Source organism: Aliivibrio sp. S4MY1, from assembly GCF_028765545.1.
Taxonomy (GTDB): domain Bacteria; phylum Pseudomonadota; class Gammaproteobacteria; order Enterobacterales; family Vibrionaceae; genus Aliivibrio.
Genome location: NZ_JARACP010000012.1, coordinates 115,183 through 133,862, shown reverse-complemented (window position 1 = coordinate 133,862; position 18,680 = coordinate 115,183). Strand labels below are relative to the sequence as shown.

Annotated in this window: 17 protein-coding genes, 1 other RNA gene and 2 pseudogenes; 10 read left to right on the top strand and 10 right to left on the bottom strand. The window is 37.8% G+C overall.

Translation table 11 applies throughout. From position 1 onward, the window contains the following. Window positions 1-29 precede the first annotated feature (29 nt). Complete coding sequence (locus PVK71_RS14755) at window positions 30-521, top strand: hypothetical protein (RefSeq protein WP_274419630.1); 492 nt, start codon at window positions 30-32, stop codon at window positions 519-521. A 279-nt stretch (window positions 522-800) separates the two neighbouring features. Further along, on the top strand, window positions 801-1,340 hold the full coding sequence (locus PVK71_RS14750; RefSeq protein ID WP_274419629.1) for a hypothetical protein: 540 nt from the start codon (window positions 801-803) through the stop codon (window positions 1,338-1,340). A 26-nt stretch (window positions 1,341-1,366) separates the two neighbouring features. On the opposite strand, the pseudogene PVK71_RS20530 reads toward PVK71_RS14750, so the two are convergent. After that, a pseudogene (locus PVK71_RS20530) lies at window positions 1,367-1,568 on the bottom strand (hypothetical protein); the annotation flags it as partial. Between the two features lie 95 nt (window positions 1,569-1,663). Between PVK71_RS20530 and PVK71_RS14740 the strand changes: the two are divergent. From PVK71_RS14740 to PVK71_RS14730, 3 genes are all read left to right on the top strand, one after another. Next, entirely contained in the window at window positions 1,664-1,915 is a 252-nt protein-coding gene (locus PVK71_RS14740) for a type II toxin-antitoxin system Phd/YefM family antitoxin (protein ID WP_012551877.1), read from the top strand. Beyond that, window positions 1,912-2,172 (top strand): Txe/YoeB family addiction module toxin, encoded by a 261-nt coding sequence (locus PVK71_RS14735; RefSeq protein ID WP_274419627.1) that lies wholly within the window; start codon window positions 1,912-1,914, stop codon window positions 2,170-2,172. The genes PVK71_RS14740 and PVK71_RS14735 overlap by 4 nt, the downstream gene beginning before the upstream one ends. Window positions 2,173-2,329: 157 nt before the next feature. Next, window positions 2,330-2,866 (top strand): GNAT family N-acetyltransferase, encoded by a 537-nt coding sequence (locus PVK71_RS14730; RefSeq protein ID WP_274419626.1) that lies wholly within the window; start codon window positions 2,330-2,332, stop codon window positions 2,864-2,866. 164 nt (window positions 2,867-3,030) lie between these two features. On the opposite strand, the gene PVK71_RS14725 is transcribed toward PVK71_RS14730, so the two are convergent. Next, a complete protein-coding gene (locus tag PVK71_RS14725; RefSeq protein WP_130043279.1) occupies window positions 3,031-3,330 on the bottom strand; it encodes a type II toxin-antitoxin system RelE/ParE family toxin in 300 nt (99 codons plus the stop codon). Between the two features lie 7 nt (window positions 3,331-3,337). Next, complete coding sequence (locus tag PVK71_RS14720) at window positions 3,338-3,580, bottom strand: type II toxin-antitoxin system Phd/YefM family antitoxin (protein ID WP_274419625.1); 243 nt, start codon at window positions 3,578-3,580, stop codon at window positions 3,338-3,340. 169 nt (window positions 3,581-3,749) lie between these two features. On the opposite strand from PVK71_RS14720, the pseudogene PVK71_RS14715 reads away from it, so the two are divergent. The 4 genes and pseudogenes from PVK71_RS14715 to PVK71_RS14700 form a co-directional block, all read left to right on the top strand. Next, a pseudogene (locus PVK71_RS14715) lies at window positions 3,750-3,938 on the top strand (SDR family NAD(P)-dependent oxidoreductase); the annotation flags it as partial. A 328-nt stretch (window positions 3,939-4,266) separates the two neighbouring features. Continuing rightward, a complete protein-coding gene (locus PVK71_RS14710) occupies window positions 4,267-5,058 on the top strand; it encodes a PhzF family phenazine biosynthesis protein (RefSeq protein ID WP_274419624.1) in 792 nt (263 codons plus the stop codon). Window positions 5,059-5,235: 177 nt separating this feature from the next. Next, complete coding sequence (locus PVK71_RS14705; RefSeq protein ID WP_274419623.1) at window positions 5,236-5,811, top strand: hypothetical protein; 576 nt, start codon at window positions 5,236-5,238, stop codon at window positions 5,809-5,811. A 97-nt stretch (window positions 5,812-5,908) separates the two neighbouring features. Beyond that, entirely contained in the window at window positions 5,909-6,412 is a 504-nt protein-coding gene (locus PVK71_RS14700) for a hypothetical protein (protein ID WP_274419622.1), read from the top strand. A gap of 75 nt (window positions 6,413-6,487) precedes the next feature. On the opposite strand, the gene PVK71_RS14695 is transcribed toward PVK71_RS14700, so the two are convergent. From PVK71_RS14695 to ffs, 4 genes are all read right to left on the bottom strand, one after another. Then, a complete protein-coding gene (locus PVK71_RS14695; protein WP_274419621.1) occupies window positions 6,488-6,847 on the bottom strand; it encodes a DUF333 domain-containing protein in 360 nt (119 codons plus the stop codon). 288 nt (window positions 6,848-7,135) lie between these two features. Further along, window positions 7,136-10,300: a chitinase C-terminal domain-containing protein gene (locus PVK71_RS14690; RefSeq protein WP_274419620.1), complete on the bottom strand. Its 3,165-nt coding sequence runs from the start codon at window positions 10,298-10,300 to the stop codon at window positions 7,136-7,138. A 194-nt stretch (window positions 10,301-10,494) separates the two neighbouring features. Further along, window positions 10,495-10,986, bottom strand: a complete 492-nt coding sequence (locus PVK71_RS14685) for a type II secretion system protein (RefSeq protein WP_274419619.1) — start codon at window positions 10,984-10,986, stop codon at window positions 10,495-10,497. Window positions 10,987-11,234: 248 nt separating this feature from the next. Beyond that, window positions 11,235-11,331, bottom strand: an RNA gene (ffs, locus tag PVK71_RS14680) — signal recognition particle sRNA small type. A gap of 261 nt (window positions 11,332-11,592) precedes the next feature. Here ffs and PVK71_RS14675 point away from each other — a divergent pair. Further along, window positions 11,593-13,506: a sensor domain-containing diguanylate cyclase gene (locus tag PVK71_RS14675; protein ID WP_274419618.1), complete on the top strand. Its 1,914-nt coding sequence runs from the start codon at window positions 11,593-11,595 to the stop codon at window positions 13,504-13,506. Between the two features lie 5 nt (window positions 13,507-13,511). Here PVK71_RS14675 and PVK71_RS14670 read toward each other — a convergent pair whose 3' ends face one another. From PVK71_RS14670 to tssM, 3 genes are read right to left on the bottom strand one after another with little or no spacing between them, the layout of a single operon-like run. Beyond that, a complete protein-coding gene (locus PVK71_RS14670; RefSeq protein ID WP_274419617.1) occupies window positions 13,512-14,489 on the bottom strand; it encodes a protein kinase domain-containing protein in 978 nt (325 codons plus the stop codon). Beyond that, window positions 14,486-15,157, bottom strand: coding sequence for a PP2C family protein-serine/threonine phosphatase (locus PVK71_RS14665; RefSeq protein WP_130043291.1), 672 nt, complete (start codon window positions 15,155-15,157; stop codon window positions 14,486-14,488). The genes PVK71_RS14670 and PVK71_RS14665 overlap by 4 nt, the downstream gene beginning before the upstream one ends. Continuing rightward, window positions 15,154-18,675 (bottom strand): type VI secretion system membrane subunit TssM, encoded by a 3,522-nt coding sequence (gene tssM, locus PVK71_RS14660; protein WP_274419616.1) that lies wholly within the window; start codon window positions 18,673-18,675, stop codon window positions 15,154-15,156. Before tssM ends, PVK71_RS14665 begins: the two co-directional genes overlap by 4 nt. Between the last annotated feature and the right edge of the window lie 5 nt (window positions 18,676-18,680).

Below are 18,680 nucleotides of genomic sequence, written 5' to 3'. Positions count from 1 at the left end.
GTTTATCTACGATAGCAAGGAGGCTATTCATGAAGATCTTATTAAAAACAATTACAGTAATATCAGCTTTATTTGTCGTAGGTTGCTCTATATATAGCGAACCTACAACGGGTGAAGTCGCACAACTTAAGTTAGTTGCTTTTAAAGACAATGTTGTGCCATTTGTGAATATTCATCCTAATGGAATGTGTAATCCAAGATTAGGTTATGGTGGCCTTGTTACAGAAGAACAAATAAACCAAGGCAAGAATGAGTTGAAAGCGGAGTTGTTAATACAAGCGAATCAGAAGCATAGTGTTAGTTTTCATGCTTTAGCGCCTGACGGCAAAGCATCTAGTTGTGATATTGCTGTATCGTTTACCCCATCCCCTAATGCTGAATATGAACTAAAATACTTTTTCGATCATGAAGAAGAGCAATGTGTTGTAGTAGGCACAGAAGTGATTGAAGTGAATGGTGAAGCCTCAAAGCAAAGAATTCAAGATATTGAAAAAGAAGAATCTGCAATCTGCTTTATATAACTACTGTGCCAATAAACTAACAAATAATTTAAGATTGATTCAGCACACTTGGCATTTTTGCTATGCGCTTCTTCTTTGGTATTGCAGTGTTTGCGTTCAAGCAAGAATTTGGTGTATGTGGTTGTTGTCTTCAGTGAAAGAACCTTGAGTTGCCTCTGAGTTTCGTCAACTCGGGCTAGAATTTTTGGACTGTTCAACTCTGTTGCGTCATGTTAGTCATTGGTTTTGAGGGAAGGGCGTTAAATGGCTTTCATTTTTTCACTATAAATAGGTTTTGATATGTATTTAAAAACAACAGCTGTAATGTTTAGTCTATTGGTTTCAGGTTGTGCTTCAACACCATTTGGTCAACTTGAAAAGCAGCATACGTTAACCAATGAATCTACCGCGGTAGTTAAAGTTTTTCCAAATAACTTTCAAATTGGCGTGTATGCAGGGATAGAAAAAGAAGGTTACTTTATACCTGAAAAATTAATATATGACGACCAACCCTCTGGTGACTTTGCAGTATTAAATGTTAAGGGAAATCAGCTAATTGCAATACTGGATGTTAAGCCTGCAACCAGTAAAAAACAGCGTCAAAAATTTTCAGCATGTTATGGGGGAGGGGATGTATATGTATTTGAGATTCCTTCGGAACCTGAACCTAAAGCGTATTATACCTATGCAATACATTATAGGTATAGTGGAGGGAGGTTAAGTATTAAATCATATGATGACTTTGTAACATCGAAAGATGAGTTTTCTGAACAATACCCAAATATCATTGAATTAGAAAAATTAGAAGTTAAGACTCTTAAGATTAAAGAAGGGTGCTAAGCTAATTTTATATAGTAGGGGTGGAGTCATTTTTGTTCGTTTCCCTGTCTACATTGGCTTAAATGCTGCGCGGTGATAATCGTGTTTACTTTCTCTCTTCCTCTGAGAGTGAAGCGGTTCATTTGTTTATTCACGGTGATGTTACCGAAAACAGGCTCAACACACCCAAGCCGCTTGCTGTTTTCCCAGAGGTTTTCTCATGCACTGAGGTTGATGAATACACTGTCTAACTGCTTCTTTGTTACTTGTGCAATATATTGTACATTTTGTTTTTATAAATTATACTTGTTCAATATTAGGTACAACTCAATAAAGAGGTAATTATGCGTATAGTTTCTTTTACTGAAGCCAGAAATGGTCTTAAATCTGTTCTTGATGGCGTGGTTAATGATGCGGACTGCACGGTTATCACTCGTCGAGATTCTGAAGATGCGGTTGTAATGTCTATGGACTATTACAATAGTTTAATGGAAACGATATATTTATCACGTTCTCCTGCGAATGCTGCTCATTTAAACAAATCAATTGCTCAATACAATGCAGGTCAAACTACGGAAAGAGGCTTGCTTGAATGAGTCGAATGTTAGCTTGGACTGATGAAGCGTGGGATGATTATTTATATTGGCAAGGGCAGGACAAGAAAACACTTAAACGTATTAATAAGTTAATCATAGATGCAAAGCATTCACCATTTGAAGGAATTGGCAAACCTGAGCCATTGAAAGAGAACTTAGCTGGTTTTTGGTCACGTAGGATTGACGATACAAATAGACTAGTTTATGCAGTAAATGATTTACATTTGACGATAATTTCTTGTCGTCATCACTACTAATTGAATTGCATACAAATGCATCAACACGATTTACTACACTTGGCGTTGTCAGTTTGCCTTTAGTCTCAGGGATTAAGGCGTTAAAATTCAGCTAGGTTTACATGGCAGTAAACGTGTTATTCAGGCGTTATGCCTTATGAAGAACAAGGAACGTTCGATGTTTAAAATCGAGACTAAGCGTCTGATAATTAGGGATATGACGCTAGGTGACGAGGCTGCTTTTGTTAGTATGTCTCAAGATCCGAAGTATCAGCGTTTTTACGATGAAAGTGACTGCAACCCTGATAAATACAGAGAATTAACTAACCTTTTTGTGGATCAAATATCGGAGATTCCTCGTCAATCGTATCAACTAGCTGTTGAAAGTAAGGTATCAGGAACATTTATTGGTATAGTTTGCCTGCGATTGGAGTCCAATAACCAGGCTTCAATGGGTTGTGCCTTTTCTAGGGAAGTTCAGGGTAGTGGTCTAAGTTTTGAAGCGTCAAAAGCACTTTTAAATTTTGGTTTTTCAGAGTTAGGTGTTCATCGTGTTTATGCAGAAACCATTAGTAAGAATCTACCTGCCATTAGGTTGTGTAAGTCATTGGGCATGAGACAAGAAGCTCACTTTAAGGAGCATCGCTTCTTTAAGACAAAATGGTGGGATACTATCGTTTTAGCAGTTTTACGCAGCGAATGGGCACAGGCATAACAAGCGTTTAAGGCAGATTCGTAATGCTCGGCGTTTTCAACTCGGTTTAGCTTAGTGATTTCGGTGATAAGTTTGAGTGTATTGGTAGTGTTGTCTGCTACTTGATTGGGCGTTAGTTTACCAGTCAGAATAGCACCCTAAACTAAACATACTTGGTGTGGTAATTATCGCAGATGGTTTTGCGGCAATTGCGATTGTCCAAGAACAGCAACGACCAAAATAAAACCGTTTTCTTTGGTAAAGTAAGCTGTGTGCTTGCCGACCGGGAAGTAAAAACCGTTTTTATATATATCATTGCAGTTTCTACCTACTGCCGGATTTTCAGCGAGCATCTGAAAACCAGTAAGAAGAGTGTCTTTATATGAGCTCCACTGCATCTGGGAAAAGTTTGTAACAGTATAATTTTTGATTTTGTGTAAATGAGCCTGTGCTAATTTACTGAGTTTATATTTACTCTTGTGCATACTTTGCTTACAACGCACTTAAGAAGTTCTCACCGTCAACTATATTACCTTGGACTAGGTCTGCTTTTGCAGCCTCAAAGCAATGTTTTATGTAATCGGCTTTCATAGCTTCAAGTTCTTCATAGTCTCTAATTGACATCACAACCACAGCATCTTTGTTGTTTTTACTAATTTTAACTGGCTCGCGTTGAGCGTTTAGAAGCAGTTCACCGAAATTACGTTTGGCATCATTTGCTGTTAATGTGTACATGGTTAAGCTCCAAGTCTGCAAGTACGGTATTATTATAGAGTATCACTCTAAATGTGCAATTTAATTAAATCGTGCGATTTGTGTGAAAAATAAATTAACAAGCATTTAAGATGGATTACTAATACATGGCATTTTTCATTCCATCGTTGGGTTTTGTGTTTAAAGTGGTATGGTTATGTTCAGTGGTGGCGGGCGAGGAATTGGAGCGGCTACGGATCAACTTTTTGCGAAAGAAGGCTACGCTGTATACATTAATTATAAATCCAATTCAGACTCAGTGAATAAATTAGCTCAATCAATAATGGCTGATGGTGGAAAGTGTATTACTGTTCAAGCTAATGTTTCTTGCGAAGATGAAGGGTGAGCCCTCTATTAAAGCTGAGTATTTGGATACAATAGATAACTCATTTGAGTATGTAAAAGTACAAAATTATATCTATCAAACTATTAGCATTGATTATCAAGATACTATTATCTCTTTACTTCCCAAAAAAACTTGTGGTGATCATTTAACCCAAGATGAGATTGAGAATATAACAAGCGTTTAAGGTAGGTTTACAACGCTTGGCAATTTCGGCTTTAAGCGTTCATCGTGAGGCTGACTTAGCTGGACAGTTAAACATAGAAACGAAGGCACCTTAAGTTACAACATTACAAGGCGTTATAGCGCAAATGGAGTTTATATATTGGAAATGGATATATTCATAGTTGATGCTTTTACAGATCAGCAGTTTAAAGGTAATTCAGCAGCTGTAATTCCTGTTGAAAATTGGCTGTCTGACGATCTAATGCAAAATATAGCGGCAGAAAATAATCTGTCAGAAACAGCTTATATAAAAAAGGTAGGAGTGAATCAATATGAGATCCGCTGGTTTTCTCCTTTAACTGAAATCGATTTTTGCGGCCATGCTACTTTGGCATCTGCTTTTGTATTGTTTACTGAGTTTGGTGTACAAAGCCAAGTTGAATTCATCACAAGAGAGGTTGGCAGCTTAAACATTATTCTCAATGCAGAGAATGAAATCGAAATGATTTTTCCAAACCAAAAGCCTGAGGTTGTTTTAACTGCTCCAGTGCAGTTGCTAAATGGCTTATCTAAAGAACCCATTCAAGTTCTCAAAAATCGGCAGGCTTACTTTGCAGTCTTTGACAGTGAACAAGATGTCCTTGAGGTTACTTATGTTTCAGAGGAATTGAAGCAACTTGCACCTTTGGATGTGGTGGTGACTTCAACATCTGAAAGTTATGACTTTATCTCTCGTTATTTTTGGCCTGCAAACGGCGGTGACGAAGATCCAGTTACTGGCTCTATTCACTCAGGACTAGCACCTTATTGGGCTGACAGCCTAGGTAAGTCAGATTTAGTCGCTTACCAAGCTTCAAAAAGAGGTGGTGTTTTGAAGTGCAATGTTTCAGAAGAAACGGTAGTTATCTGTGGGAAAGGTGTTTTATATCTGAAAGGCAAAGTTTACGTTTAGTGGAAATCTGCGTTATAAAAAGCGTTTAAGTCGATTATCAATGCTAGGCATTTTTAGCTTGCTTACCCAATAAGATTTGCTTGTATATTCGAACGAGTTCACGTTTTTATATCGGTTAAAAAACACCTATGTTGTAAAATAATTAGGTCATTGTTAGTAACGGTTTAGGTGATTTATATGTTTTTCCGGGTATTTTTTTTAGCTTTTATTTTTACGCTAACTAGTTGTGCAACAACCGATCCTGAACTTGAATCAAAAAATGCAATAGAGTCACCAGACGTGAATTTTATTATTGGTAATGTCACGAGCATTTATAACATTAAACTATCTATCGGTAACGTTAATTTTGAAAATGAAACATTTAAAGAAGACTGGTTTTCATCTTTATCATATGAATATACAAAGGATAAGCGCTATATAGTTGGAACAGCGAAAGCAGGAAGTTATATTGGAATTACTTCAACTAAAGTTCAAGATGCTAGCGGAACTCCATTAGGTATATTTACGCCTTGCAATAAAACATTGGTTTTTCGTGTACCTTATGGTGGAGCAGATGTATATGTGACTGATGTGAATTATGAATGGAATAATGTGTCTATTTCCCCAATATATTCAGACCAAATAGAACAAGCAAAAAAATCCTTTAATACTAATAATATTATACAAGCTAGATATCTTCAGCTAAATGCTGATTTGTACAATGGTTGCGAAACTCTAAATCCAAATCCCGTAATCATGACAAGACCTATTTAGAATGAACAATAAGTGCTTTAAGGAGAATTATCAATGCTTGGCTTTTTCGCTATGCGTTAAATATTAACTAGAGATAAATTTGTGAGGGAAATACGAAATGAAAACTTTTAATTTAATAATATTTACTAGCATGTTTTTAGTAGGATGTGCAGCCCCAATTACTTTTTATAGTAAGAGTCCGGACGAAAGCAAACCCGGTAAAGTTCACTTTATGTCTCAAGAAGGTGCGTATACTACTATCGCATTATATGAAGAGAGTAACACTTGTACCGGAATTCAACGCGTGTCATTCTTTCAGCCTATAGTTGATCAAGCTATATATGTTCCTTACAAAGAGCATTTAACTTTCAGTGTATATATCAATCTGCCAAATAATGCTGGATTTGAATATGCGAGTAGTATGTATTCAGTACCATTTGAATCCGGTGAAGTAAAAGTCAAAATATCATTTGATGAGCAGAAAATGTATACAGGGATTTATAAGCGCGATGAGAATGAAAGTTGGGTGCCTGTAACTAACTTCCTCGAACGAACACCAAAGCAACCATTTTTAGAGTCAGGCTCTTGGTGTGAAGATGAGTTAAGCACTAACAATACCTAATAAACGCTTCAAGACGGAGCTGCAAGTAGTGCTTTTTCTGTTGAACCTATTTATAGTGACTTCTTGGAAAAGTGATTAAAGACTACTTCTATAAAAGTCCCATGCATTAACAACTTCACCGGTTTTTAGTGTGCAATCGCTATTTTCTAGATGATAAGAACCTTCTTGCTCAATACAGTAAACAGCAGCAGGGTTTGCTTTTCCGACCGGCTTTGTCATTTCTTGTTTATGGTTACGATAGTATTCCCACGCATTAACCACATCACCATTTCCCAGAGTACAATTACCTGAGTCTAAATTATAAGTGCCGCGCTCTGCACAAAATTTAGCAGCAGGGTTTGCCATATCAGCTTTGGCTGATGGCTCTTTTTCGGAAGAACTACAAGCAGCAAGAGAAAGAAGTAAACTAAGGGTAATTGCTATTTTTTTTAACATAAAGAATCCTCTATTTAATCATTATTGGCAATCTTGACGATTATTTAATTTAAAATCAATTTAGTTTTTTTTTCTTCTAAAATCCAATCCATCTCGTATTCTTTTTATACATTCTTAATTTCAATGCATTTTCTCAGATGCTTTTCTGAAGACTTACTTATTGTGATTGGTATAATTGATTAGTTAAGTGAGATTAAGTACAACAAAAAAAGAGCAGTCACATAAATGGCTGCTCTTTTAGTTTTTGGTTCTAATTAATTACATTGGTCTGATTTAATAAACAATTGATTATAAATTACAGACTTTAGTCCAACTGCCGTCACTGCCAGGTGTAGACGCTGTCCACCAATTTGCTTGGTAAACACCATTACTGTGAACCACTTTATCACCTGTATTGGCGTGGCTAGGGTTACCTGCCCAATCTTTTTGTGGAAGATCTGGGTAAGTAACTAAACCTGTTGCATCACAACCGGCATCTGGTGTACCGCCATTATCTCCACCATTGTTACCGCCAGAGTTTAAATCTGCTAGTGGTAGGTCTGGTTGTTCAAACTTAAAGGCATAATCAACATTGTTGATGTTAACCGTATAGTTTGCAGGGCCAGAAATTGGTAGATAATAAACCATATCTAACTCATATACCCCGCCAGCAGGTAATGCTTTCCAAGCTGGAAGACTGAAAGCAACACGGTGCATTGTTCCATCGAAACCACCGATATTGTTTGCACGAGTATGACCAGAGGCGATTACTTGTAAACCACCGCCTGATTGATCTTTTGCATTATCAGGTGCCGATACTGGGATATCAAATTGGAACTCAGTGCCTCCTGGAATATCTTGGCCAGTGTTATTAGTAAAGTTGATTTTTGGATTAATAGGGTAGTTTTGAACACCTACTTTAAATCCACCCACACTTACTGCAATATCTACGGTTTCAGTTGGAATTGCTCCTGTCGCTACCGTATTGCCATATGGTGTTGCTGATTTAAATTTCTCATAAATCGCTTTTGTCATGGTGTTACCCATGTGGTATTCACCATTACCCGTTTGACAAGCTGCTTCAGTAGAGTCGACAGATGTACGATTACCATTTGCATCTAGTACATAACAGTTATAATCCCCTGCTAGTTCCCAGAACATGATGCCACCAATTTCTTGGTCAATAACGTAGTCTGCTTTGACGTTGATAGAGTCTTTATCTTCAGTCGACAAGAAGACTTTTTTCTCAGCATTCCATAACCATGGTGCCACAGCAACGCTGTCATAATGACGAGTATAAGTGCCGACTAATTGATCGGCAGGGTCATTTACAGGATCTAAACCATAGATGTTAGCATAAGACCCAAAGATACCTTCTTGAAGGTTTTTCGCATGCCACATAGGGTTAGAACCTGCGCCCATTTCTTGGCCGTATGAGTTCTTATCGTGCCACATGTTATCGATACCTAACGCACCGTAACCACAGTTATTTTTCTCACCTTCGCCAGTTCCTGCATCACATTTAGCTTGATCTGGTAATGGAGCACGGCCCCATAAGCCATTCTCACCGCCAGTGACACCCTGCCAACCACGAGTATAGTAAGGAACACCGATATTGATTCGACCAGCAGGCATTGAGCCGCGGAAGTAGTGATAAGCCCAATCCGTATTTAGATAGCCAATACCTCCATAAGCTGCAGTATCATAAACGTTCCACTGAGCTAATTCAGAATCCTTACCTGTATCATATAATGCCGCGTTGTGACCTACGTGATCATTCCACGCACCGTGTAAATCGTAAGACATGATGTTGACGTAATCTAGGTACTGAGTTACATCAAAGGTCTCCATCCCACGCAATAAATAACCTGATGATGGTGCAGCAATAGTCAGCATATAATGTTGTCCATCTTGAGCTGAAACCGCATCTAGTTTTTCACGAAGTGTTTTCATTAATACTTGGTATGATGCCCATAAATATTGACGACGAGGCTCCATGAATGCCTTATCATCTGGATTGCCGGCACCCGCCATAGAGGTAGGGTATTCGTAATCGATATCTAAGCCATCAAATTTGTATTTAAGCATCATTTCAACAGCAGATGTTGCAAATTTCTCAATTCCGGCATGGTTAATGCTGCCATCGGCATTAGTTGTCATGGTATAGAAGCCACCATCAGCGACTCGGTTACCATCAACACCAAAGTGACCACCCGTTTCAGCCCAACCACCAATAGAAATTAAGGTTTTAACGCCATGTTTTTCTTTAGCAGTAGCTAGCGCACCGAAGTGGCCTTTAAACCCAAGAGCAGGATCAATTTCAACACCAGCCCATTCTTTACCTGTCGCAGCGTTATTTGGATCCGTAACATCACCCACATTGACTTTGCCATCAGAACCAATACTCACAAACGCATAGTTAATGTGTGTTAATTGTTCCCAAGGAATGTCTTTTACTAGGTAACTATTCTGTTCGTCGCCACCATCACGCCAGCTTGTAAAGTAACCAATCACACGACGTGGGTGATCTGCTCCCATTAACTCACGACCTTCTTTGTCATAAGTCGTACAGTACGGAACATTAACGCCTTCCGTTTGATATAAGCCATCAGGGCGACAGTTATCAGCAACAGGAAGTGAGCTAGTGACTGTTAATGTAGATGCGGCTGAATTCGTTGAAGCGCCTAAGTTATCTGTTGCCTTTGCATAAACTGAGAGGGAACCTGCGGCAGTGGTTTTATATTGTAAAGTATAAGGTGCGGTCGCTGCTGTTCCAACAAGAGTGTTATCAACATAGAAGTCGACTTTATCGATTGTTCCATCTGAATCGCTAGCATCAGCGGTTAGCGTGACTGCTGCACCAAGCTCAACACTGGTTGCTGACAAACTTAATGTTGCAGTGGGTGCGGTATTATCAATAGGACTATTGGTTACGTTTACCGACACCGAGCTAATAGTACTTACCGCGCCTTTATCGTCGTAAGATTGAGTACTAAAGGTATGGGTGCCTTCAATGGCAGTCCAAGCGGCGCTGTAAGGGGAGGTCGTTGATGATGCTATTACTGAACCGTCAACAGAAAAATCGACGCGAGATACTGAGCCATCGCTGTCCGATGCTGATGCCGTTAATGTAACAATATCACCCGTTGTTATTTTATCCGTTGCACTAGGGGAGGTTAAATCAACGGTTGGTGCGACATTAACAGCTTCACCAGAACAAACACCTAAGTCTTGCCATGCGCCCCATTCACCAGCGGTTGCAGGGTCGTTATTTTGAGTCCAGTATTTGGCTTTGTAAGCATTAGACCCTTTCTTTACTTCCTCTCCACCATTATAAACTTTACCAGCATCCCAAGACTCAAGCGGTGCGCAATCCACAGCGGCTTGAGCATTGAATGCCATTAAACAAGAAAGGGTGAGTGTAGAGAGGGCAAATTTATAATTATTTTTTTTTCTAAACTTTGAATGTTCCATTTCATATCCTTAAAGGTAATTCAAAAACCATCAATCATCTTTATAATTGATGTGAAATAAGATTAGGATAAAAATAAAAATGTGCGAATTTGGTTTTATAAATTAAAGAATGACTCGCAATAAATGTAACCCTAATAAGAGCAATTACATTTATTTTTGTATCAATATTGCTTATTTATTCTGTTGCTGTGCGATTAACAGCCTGTATTAACAAATTCAAATACAGGTGGTGTATTTACGTTTATAGCTTCGCTATATTTGATATAGCAATTGTCTTTACTGTATTTTTTACTTTTATGCATAAACGTAATAAAAGGTTTACTGGTATCATTATGGAAATACCAGTCAGATGGCGTAGTATCGTTATATTGTGAATCAATGAATGTTTGATTCATTAATGAATTCCATGCTTTAGCAGCATCCGCTTTAGGGTAGCCATAGACGATTTGAATCGTATCGCCTTCAATGGTTATTGCGCCACTTGCTTGTGTTGCCATGCCAGCAAGAATGGTTTTAGGGTGAAGTTGATTTGCAGCACCAAGCATTTCTCCTTTTAGTCCTTTAAGTGCTGATATGCGTGCATCGCGTTGTAAATCGATGAATTTTACAGCGGCGGTTACCGATAGAATACCTAGAATAACAATGACAATAACTAATTCGATAAGAGTAAAACCTTTTTGCTTCATGATGTACTGTTCCTTTAGCGATGAAGGGATATTGTAAATATAGAACAGGTAACAGTAAAGTAATGGTTTACAAGATGAAGTGAGGGCGAGAGGTAAAGCGAGTTATACCATTCTGGATAAGTAGTTGTTCAGGTAATCGATTTTAACAAGCAAGAATTATCAAATACTTATGTAGATTGGTATTATTGGATTTGAAAAGTATTAGATAGCAAAACGCCGCTAATAAAAGCGGCGTTTTAAATAGGTGGAAGCCCCAGCCACATCCCGGCACACACGTCGCCCGCTGCGGCTGCTCCCTTCCAGGCCTGACCGAGTTCACGAGTTAGTGTTGCGGGAGGACCAGGGCCTCCATAGATTCTGTTGTTCCTTAAGAACGGAAGAGATTATTGTACATAGCTATAAATAATGCAAGCAGAATTCAATAAAAAGAAGTTAAGTGATTAATAAGTAAGCTGGTTTATGTCGTAATGATAAGACATATGATTTTATTTTCATGTCACTTAAATGGCGTCAATAAAAATTCAGTATAAATCAATGTATTAGTAGTGGTTATTGGACCGGGGTCACTTATATTTTTTTCTTATTTGATAGAATAAAATAAAAAAGTTGGCTGTTTTGAATAATCGTATATTTTACAAGCAAATCAAATATTTCGTTATTACTATTTTATTGATAGGAGTCACTCCTATTTTTTATCTTTGGGGGCAATATCAGACGGAGTCGAATGCGATTCAATTCCAAAGAGAAAGCGAAGCTAAACATCAGCTTAATTTTAGCCAAAAAGAGGTGTACTCTATTGCTTCAAAATTAGGTACTTCTTTAAAACTTCTATCAGATAATCGGGTACTATTAGAATTTATCCAAGATCCCTCGCTAAAAAATAGATCACTGCTTGAATCCCTTTGGACGCTTACAGCGACGAACTATTCTTATATTTCACAAGTACACTTTATTGGAGTTGATGGAAAAGAAATCTCTCGTATTAATGAGGAGGATGGAGCGATCATCATTGTTCCAGAAAGTGAACTTCAAGATAAATCACATAGAGATTACTTTATTTATGCACAAACATTAAAGGTCGATGCCTTTGGTTTTTTTGGTATTGATTTAGAAGTTGAACATGGAAAAGTAGTTACTCCTCTAAAACCGTCATTACGAATATTTACACCGATTGAAATAAATAATGAGCGTAAAGGCTATCTCTTTTTTAACTTAGATGTTTATGAAATGGTGGATAAAGTAGAGGCATCACTAGAGACTGGCTACCAATTAGAGTTTGTTAATGAAGAAGGCTATTATCTTGCGTCTCAAGATAAACGAAAAACATTAGGACACCTGATAGCAGAGCGAGAAAGCTATAATATTCTAATTGAGACGCCTGAATTATGGCAAAAAATGAGAGCTCAAAATACAGGGGAGTTTGTAGATAAGCAAATTTTTTACTCCTTTGCAAAGGTTACTCTTGGCGGTAACTTTGGTCGTAGCTCACTTTATTTAATATTGAGTAGTGAGAATAAGTTAGCTACGGAAAAGTTAGACCATAAATTAACATTTATTATTTATGAAGCCATTTTGGTAATATTATTTGTTACTTTCATTTCTATTCTAATTGCGCGGTATATAGCTAAACATAGAGCAACGAGTCTTGAAAGTCAGTTAGCATTAGCCGCACTGAATGGGATGTCGGCAATTGTTATTACCGATAAAACCAACCGTATTATTAAAGTAAACGAAGAATTTACGCGATTAAGTGGCTGGACAGAGAGAGAGGTCATTGGACGATCACCATCTATGTTTCAATCTGGGAAGCATAATAAAGATTTTTACTCAGCAATGTGGAAAACAATTCAATCTGAAGGATTATGGGAAGGGGAGGTTATCAATAAGCGAAAAGATGGGAATCTATTAACAGAGATATTACGTATTCAAGCGATTTGTGATAATGATTGTAAAAGAGAATATTTCATCGCCTCATTTGTTGATATTACAGAGAGAAAAGAGCTAGAAAATCGCCTTCGAGAGTTGAGTGAAAAAGATTCATTAACCCAGTGTTGGAATCGACGTAGATTTGAACGTGAATTTTCGAATATTATAACGAATGATTCATTTGCCAAAGGTATTGAGTCGTCATGTTTAGCAATTATCGATATTGATTATTTTAAGCGAATTAATGATAGATATGGTCATGACGTTGGTGACAAAGTGATTACTGAAGTGGGTAGGATTTTAGGCAAAGAAAGTCGGCGTAGTGATTTTGTTGCGCGTATTGGTGGAGAGGAATTTGCCGTTATTTTACCAAATACTCAATTACAAGAAGCAGAAATTATTTTAAATAGATTGAGAGTAGCAATAAATTTATATGACGACATTAAAGTAACCATTAGTGGTGGAGTTACTGATATCTGTAATAGCCGAGAATCTAGTTATAAACGTGCAGATCTTGCCTTATACGAATCAAAAACCTCAGGGCGGAATCAAATATCTTGTTTTAGTTCTGATGAAATGACACAAATTGCATAATTTTCTTACGTAGATACATTCTTATTTCTTGAAAAAACCGATGATACTTTTTGTAGCATCGGTATTTTTTTGTTTGTCGTTTGCTGCTTAAGGTTTTCTTTTATCAATATATTTAATGCTTTGAAATTAAGGTGCCGTTCAACTGAGATAGGGCTCATTGCCTGTCTTAGTAATTGATGTATTTTTTGTTGTTCTTTAGTTCTACTATCTAACGTTTCCTCTTTTTGTTGATAAGGGTGCGTATCGAGTAGCAGCTTGTAGAGCAAAATAGAGAGGGAGTAGAGGTCACTTTTTATGGTTGGTGCATTGCCTTGCTGTACTTCTGGTGCTGCATAATCACTGCTCCAAGCATGAACTTGATTGAAATTAATAGCAAAATTATTTTTTTGAGGATTGATGTTACGGCTGATACTAAAGTCAAATAGATACAGTTCATTAGTGTCTGAAATTAAGATATTACTGGGTTTTAAATCCCCATGAATAACACCGCGTTTATGGCAATGAATAACACAATTTATTAAAACAAAGGCGTATTTTAAACGGGCAGCAGTAGGTATGCTTTCAAATGGAGAATCAAGTAATAGCGAGAGTAATTCCCCCTTTATTATTGGCATAATTAAAAAAGGTTGTTGCGAGTCATTACATAAAGCGAGGTGCTGAATAGGGACTATGTTTGGATGATGTAACTCATTGGCTTGTTGGTATTCATTAACTAGAAGTAGCTCTGCATCATGGAAAGTAGTCGCTTCACTGCTGAGTACTTTAATGGCCATTTCACTTTGTTCAAGGCCAATACTTTTTAGTAATAGATCATCAACCTGATACACTACACCCATACCACCAACTCCTAAAACTCGTTTAATTTTATAACGGTCATTAATGATTTTTGGGATGGGTTTTATCTTTCTTTTTTCAACTATAGACTTATTCGCTTCGCATGGAGGTGCCGCCTCTAAGAATTGGTCAATATTCATCTCACTCATCGGCTTGCCTTAATTATAATTGCAGATAAATTGTCATTCGCTTCAGTTAGTAACACCTGCTCTTTTAAGTGGTAGCACCCTTTTAATGCACTAGGTAATGCCATGCATGCCTCTATCATGTTATGGGATAAATATTTATGTACGCCATCACTAGAAAGTAAAAAGGTATCTTGATGCTGTAAAGGAACGATACAGTGCTCAATATCAAGAGCGTTGCCCATTCCAATAGCTTGCGTTAATGCCTCTCTACCATTTTGCTCGCGGGTGTGATCTTTGGATATTTGATACAGCTTATTATGTCTAAATAAGTAACAACGTGAATCACCAGCCCAAATACAGGCAATATGCCCATCATGGGCGATAAGCATACAGACAGTACTTCCAATTACAGCGCTATGAGAAAGAGTTTTCTCTTGGCTTAAATGATGATTTACTTTAAAGAGCATGCGTTTTGCTTTTTCAATTTTTTGCTCTAATGAACCATATAATAGTTCAGAGTGAAACGCATCAATAATCATGTTACTGGCAATCTCTCCATACTCATAGCCACCCATGCCATCGGCTACAACCCAGATCCCTTGCTCAGTAAAGGATAAAATGGCGTCTTCATTTTTATCCCTTACTTTGCCTTCTTCTGAGAAATGAGCCGTTTTAAATTGTTGGCTCATCCATTGATCCTTTTAGGAAGATAAAAATTACTCAAAACCTTACGGTTAAATGGGTTAGGAGTACGATCGCTATAGATCAAGTATTTGGCTTCTAATCCTTTGTTTTCAAGATCCAATTTAATCACATCTTGACCACGGTATTTATTGACTTTAAATTTATCGAGTACTCTAAAGAAAGCCCAAGGTCCTGAGTTTTGCTGATTGACGACTTTGGTTCCACTGAGATCTTGAAGAACAAAGCTTACGTATTGACGTTGATTTGTGATTGGCCAAGTAAAACGTTTTTTCTGAATAGGCCCATGGCGGTAACTGAACTTATTTCTTCCATAATAGAAGGTCGACTGCAAGGCACTTGCATCAAGTTCAAATGGCGCAATACGAAAAGAGACCTTAGCTTCTTTTCCTTTAGAACCATAAAACATTTTCTGAATAGTAAGGCCATATTTATATTGATTCAAAAATGATTTTGATAGGCCTAAAGAATGGCCATGTAAGTTTTTTTGTTGGAATTTTCCTTTTTGATTAATAACGAATGAGGACAAATAAGCATCAAAGAAATCATCCAAGATACCGCCATTTTGGAAGAACTCATCAAAATCAGCAATGTTGACGTCATGACTACTGTTTTTAAATGGATAGCGGCCAGATAAAGTAATGTCGTAATGGTTAACCACTTTATCGTGATAGACCATTTGAATATGATCACTAGAGTGATTTAAAACGATACCCCAAGCATTGTTGGATATTTGATTCCACCATTGCTGTAATGGTTGAGGTAACGTCTCTGCCATGACTCGAATGTCATTTAACTCATTGGGTATTCCTTGCATTCGATCTCGAGCAATTTTAAAAGCTGATTGGTCCGGGTTAGGTGAAAATTTTACCATTGATAAACGGCCACTTAACTCATTAATAACCACTAGAGCATCTTCAAGAGGAATGGTGGCTTGAGCTTTATCGGTTAATAATAAATTCAGTGGTTCAAATTGGTTACTGACTGCTTTTCTTGCGCTTTGTGAGCGTTCTTCAACACTGTGCAAACCAAGAGAGGCAACTTTTTTGAGCTTTGTGTTAACCGGTAACTTATTTGTTGTTTTGGCTGCATTAGAAGCAAGCTGTGCTTGATCGACAAAAGTGGTGTTTTCTCGAATAAGATTAAGCAGTTTTAAGATGGGTTGACTCGAACCTGTCATGTTTGCAATTTGCAGTATTGCCTCATCTATATTTTTAGATGGCTTGATTTGTAATTGCTCAACGGCTTCTTTCCAGTAGCGAATATAATCATGAAAATAGAGATCTTCCACTTCAGCATAAAGGCCCCGAATTTCATTGGTGCTCAAGTCACTGGATAATCCAATAACCCAATTTTCATTAATCAGCTGTTTGACCTGATCTAACCCTTTACTTAAAAAGACCGTTTGATAGCCTTTTTGAGTATACAATCCAGGTATAATAGTGCTGGTATTATTAAAAAGGTTTTGGTTTGGCCCAAGGTGATCACTTAACTTTATATCTCGTAAGTTCATCTCTTTCGCATCTTGCTTTAATTGCTGATAGACAAGTGCTGAGGTATCAGATTCCCGGAGGAATTTACGAGATTTTGCTACTAAGTTATCGTTTAATTGCACTGGTTCAAAGCCAATGCTAAGTAAATTGGTTAAGTGTGTTTGTAAGGCATTTTGTTCTGTTGCTGAGCCACTGTATAGATAAGACCAATGTAATCCCATCCATTGCTTTAAATACTGAGTATCTAAGTGTTCGTGCATATTGAGCATTAGATACGCGCGCAAAGAAGGAGTAAGAAACTCACGATTATCTTGGTTATTGGTGACTTGGTATTCGAGCTCACTAGTGACTTTAGGCAACAATAACGCAATCAATTGTTGGTGATACGCCTTTTCTGCTGCTTGCCTTAATTTTTCTCCTTGTTGTAGTCCTGCCATGTTCTCTGGAAAGTTATTATCCTTCTTTTGATAAACCTGAGTTGCTTTTAATAAAGGGTCTAAAGTAGGCAATAGCTCGATAGAAGGCGCTAATGGAGACAAATGAACTATTTGTTGGTTGTAGCTGTCCGCAAGGGTTAAGAGTGTTTGCTGTTTGCCGTGATTATTTAAAAAGCTTGTGGCCCACAGTGATCCTAAACCAATAATCAAAGCAAATGAAGTCGCATAAATAGCCCCGTTTTTTAGCTTCACTTTTCGTTCATAATTTTCATCCAGCGTTGCGAGCTCACTGTTTGGAAAAATCACCTCATCAAGCAGTTTGCGGATAAAAAAACCACGTTGATGTTGGTAGGTTGGTAATACTCGAGAACTTATCCCTAAGTTTTGACCAATATTAGAGGTACTAGAATCCGCTTGAGCATTGGTTGGTGCTGGCACTGAGGTTAAATAAAGCCCACGTAAATGTGATGCTTGATGGTAACGTGTCTTGGTAAAAGCCAACTCAGAGAACAGAGCAAGGCGCTCTGCAAGAAAACTCAATTGCCTTGGAAATTGCAATAATTCGGCACGCTTCATTACATCACGCTCATCATGTAAACGTGACATTACTTGAGCGTCAATACGCAGAATAAGCTTTTCAAATTCTTTTTTGATTTTATCTGCTTGTTGTCCTTCCCCTTCATTAAAGGTAACACCGAAGACTTGATCCATTTCTTCGCGTGATAGTGAGGAGAAGAAGGGTTCAAAACCTTCTACTTTATCCATTTTAGTTAATAAAAAGTAGATAGGCATATCTGAACTCAGTTCATGCCTTAATTCTTGTAGACGCTCTCTGACATAACGAGCCTGTACTTCAATGCTGCTTTCATCAGGAGATTGCAGTGTCGTAATATCGATAGTTAAGATCACACCATTGAGAGGGCGACGACGGCGTTTATTACGCAGTGCTTTTAAAAAACGTCGCCATACCGGTTTATTCAGCTCATTTTCGTGTTGATCAAAAAAACGGCCTGCGGCATCCAATAAAACTGCATGATTAGCAAAATACCATTCGCAGTGTTGGCTGTTTTGAATGTCTCTCGTGTAGTGGCCATCTGTTTGATTAAGAGGAAAATCCAAGCCAGAGCATTCTAATAGTGTGGTTTTCCCACTATTTTGAGGGCCAATAACCATGTACCAAGGCAGTTGATACTTAACATTATTATTTAACTTTCCATACAGGCCTGCTCGTTTAATCGTAGCGATGGCTGCATCAAGCTTTCCTTTTAATAGTGAGCTTTCTTCTTGGATGTAAGCCAGTTCAGATTGTGCTGCTTCATACGCTTCTTTGTTCTCTTCTTTTTGAGATTCTCGTTTTGCTAGCCACCATAGCGTTAGATTGAACGCTGCCCACAAAAGCAAACAAATAAAGACGGTCAGAACTTTACCTGTGGTGGTTTCAATAAGAGGGGTATTAGCAATGGCGATGTGTTTGCCAAATAGACACAGCAAAAGAGCGAGCAGTAAACTGCATAATAAGCTCCAGCACCATGTCTTTTTTAAGGTGTCTAATAGTGTGTTAAAAAATGATTTCATCCGTG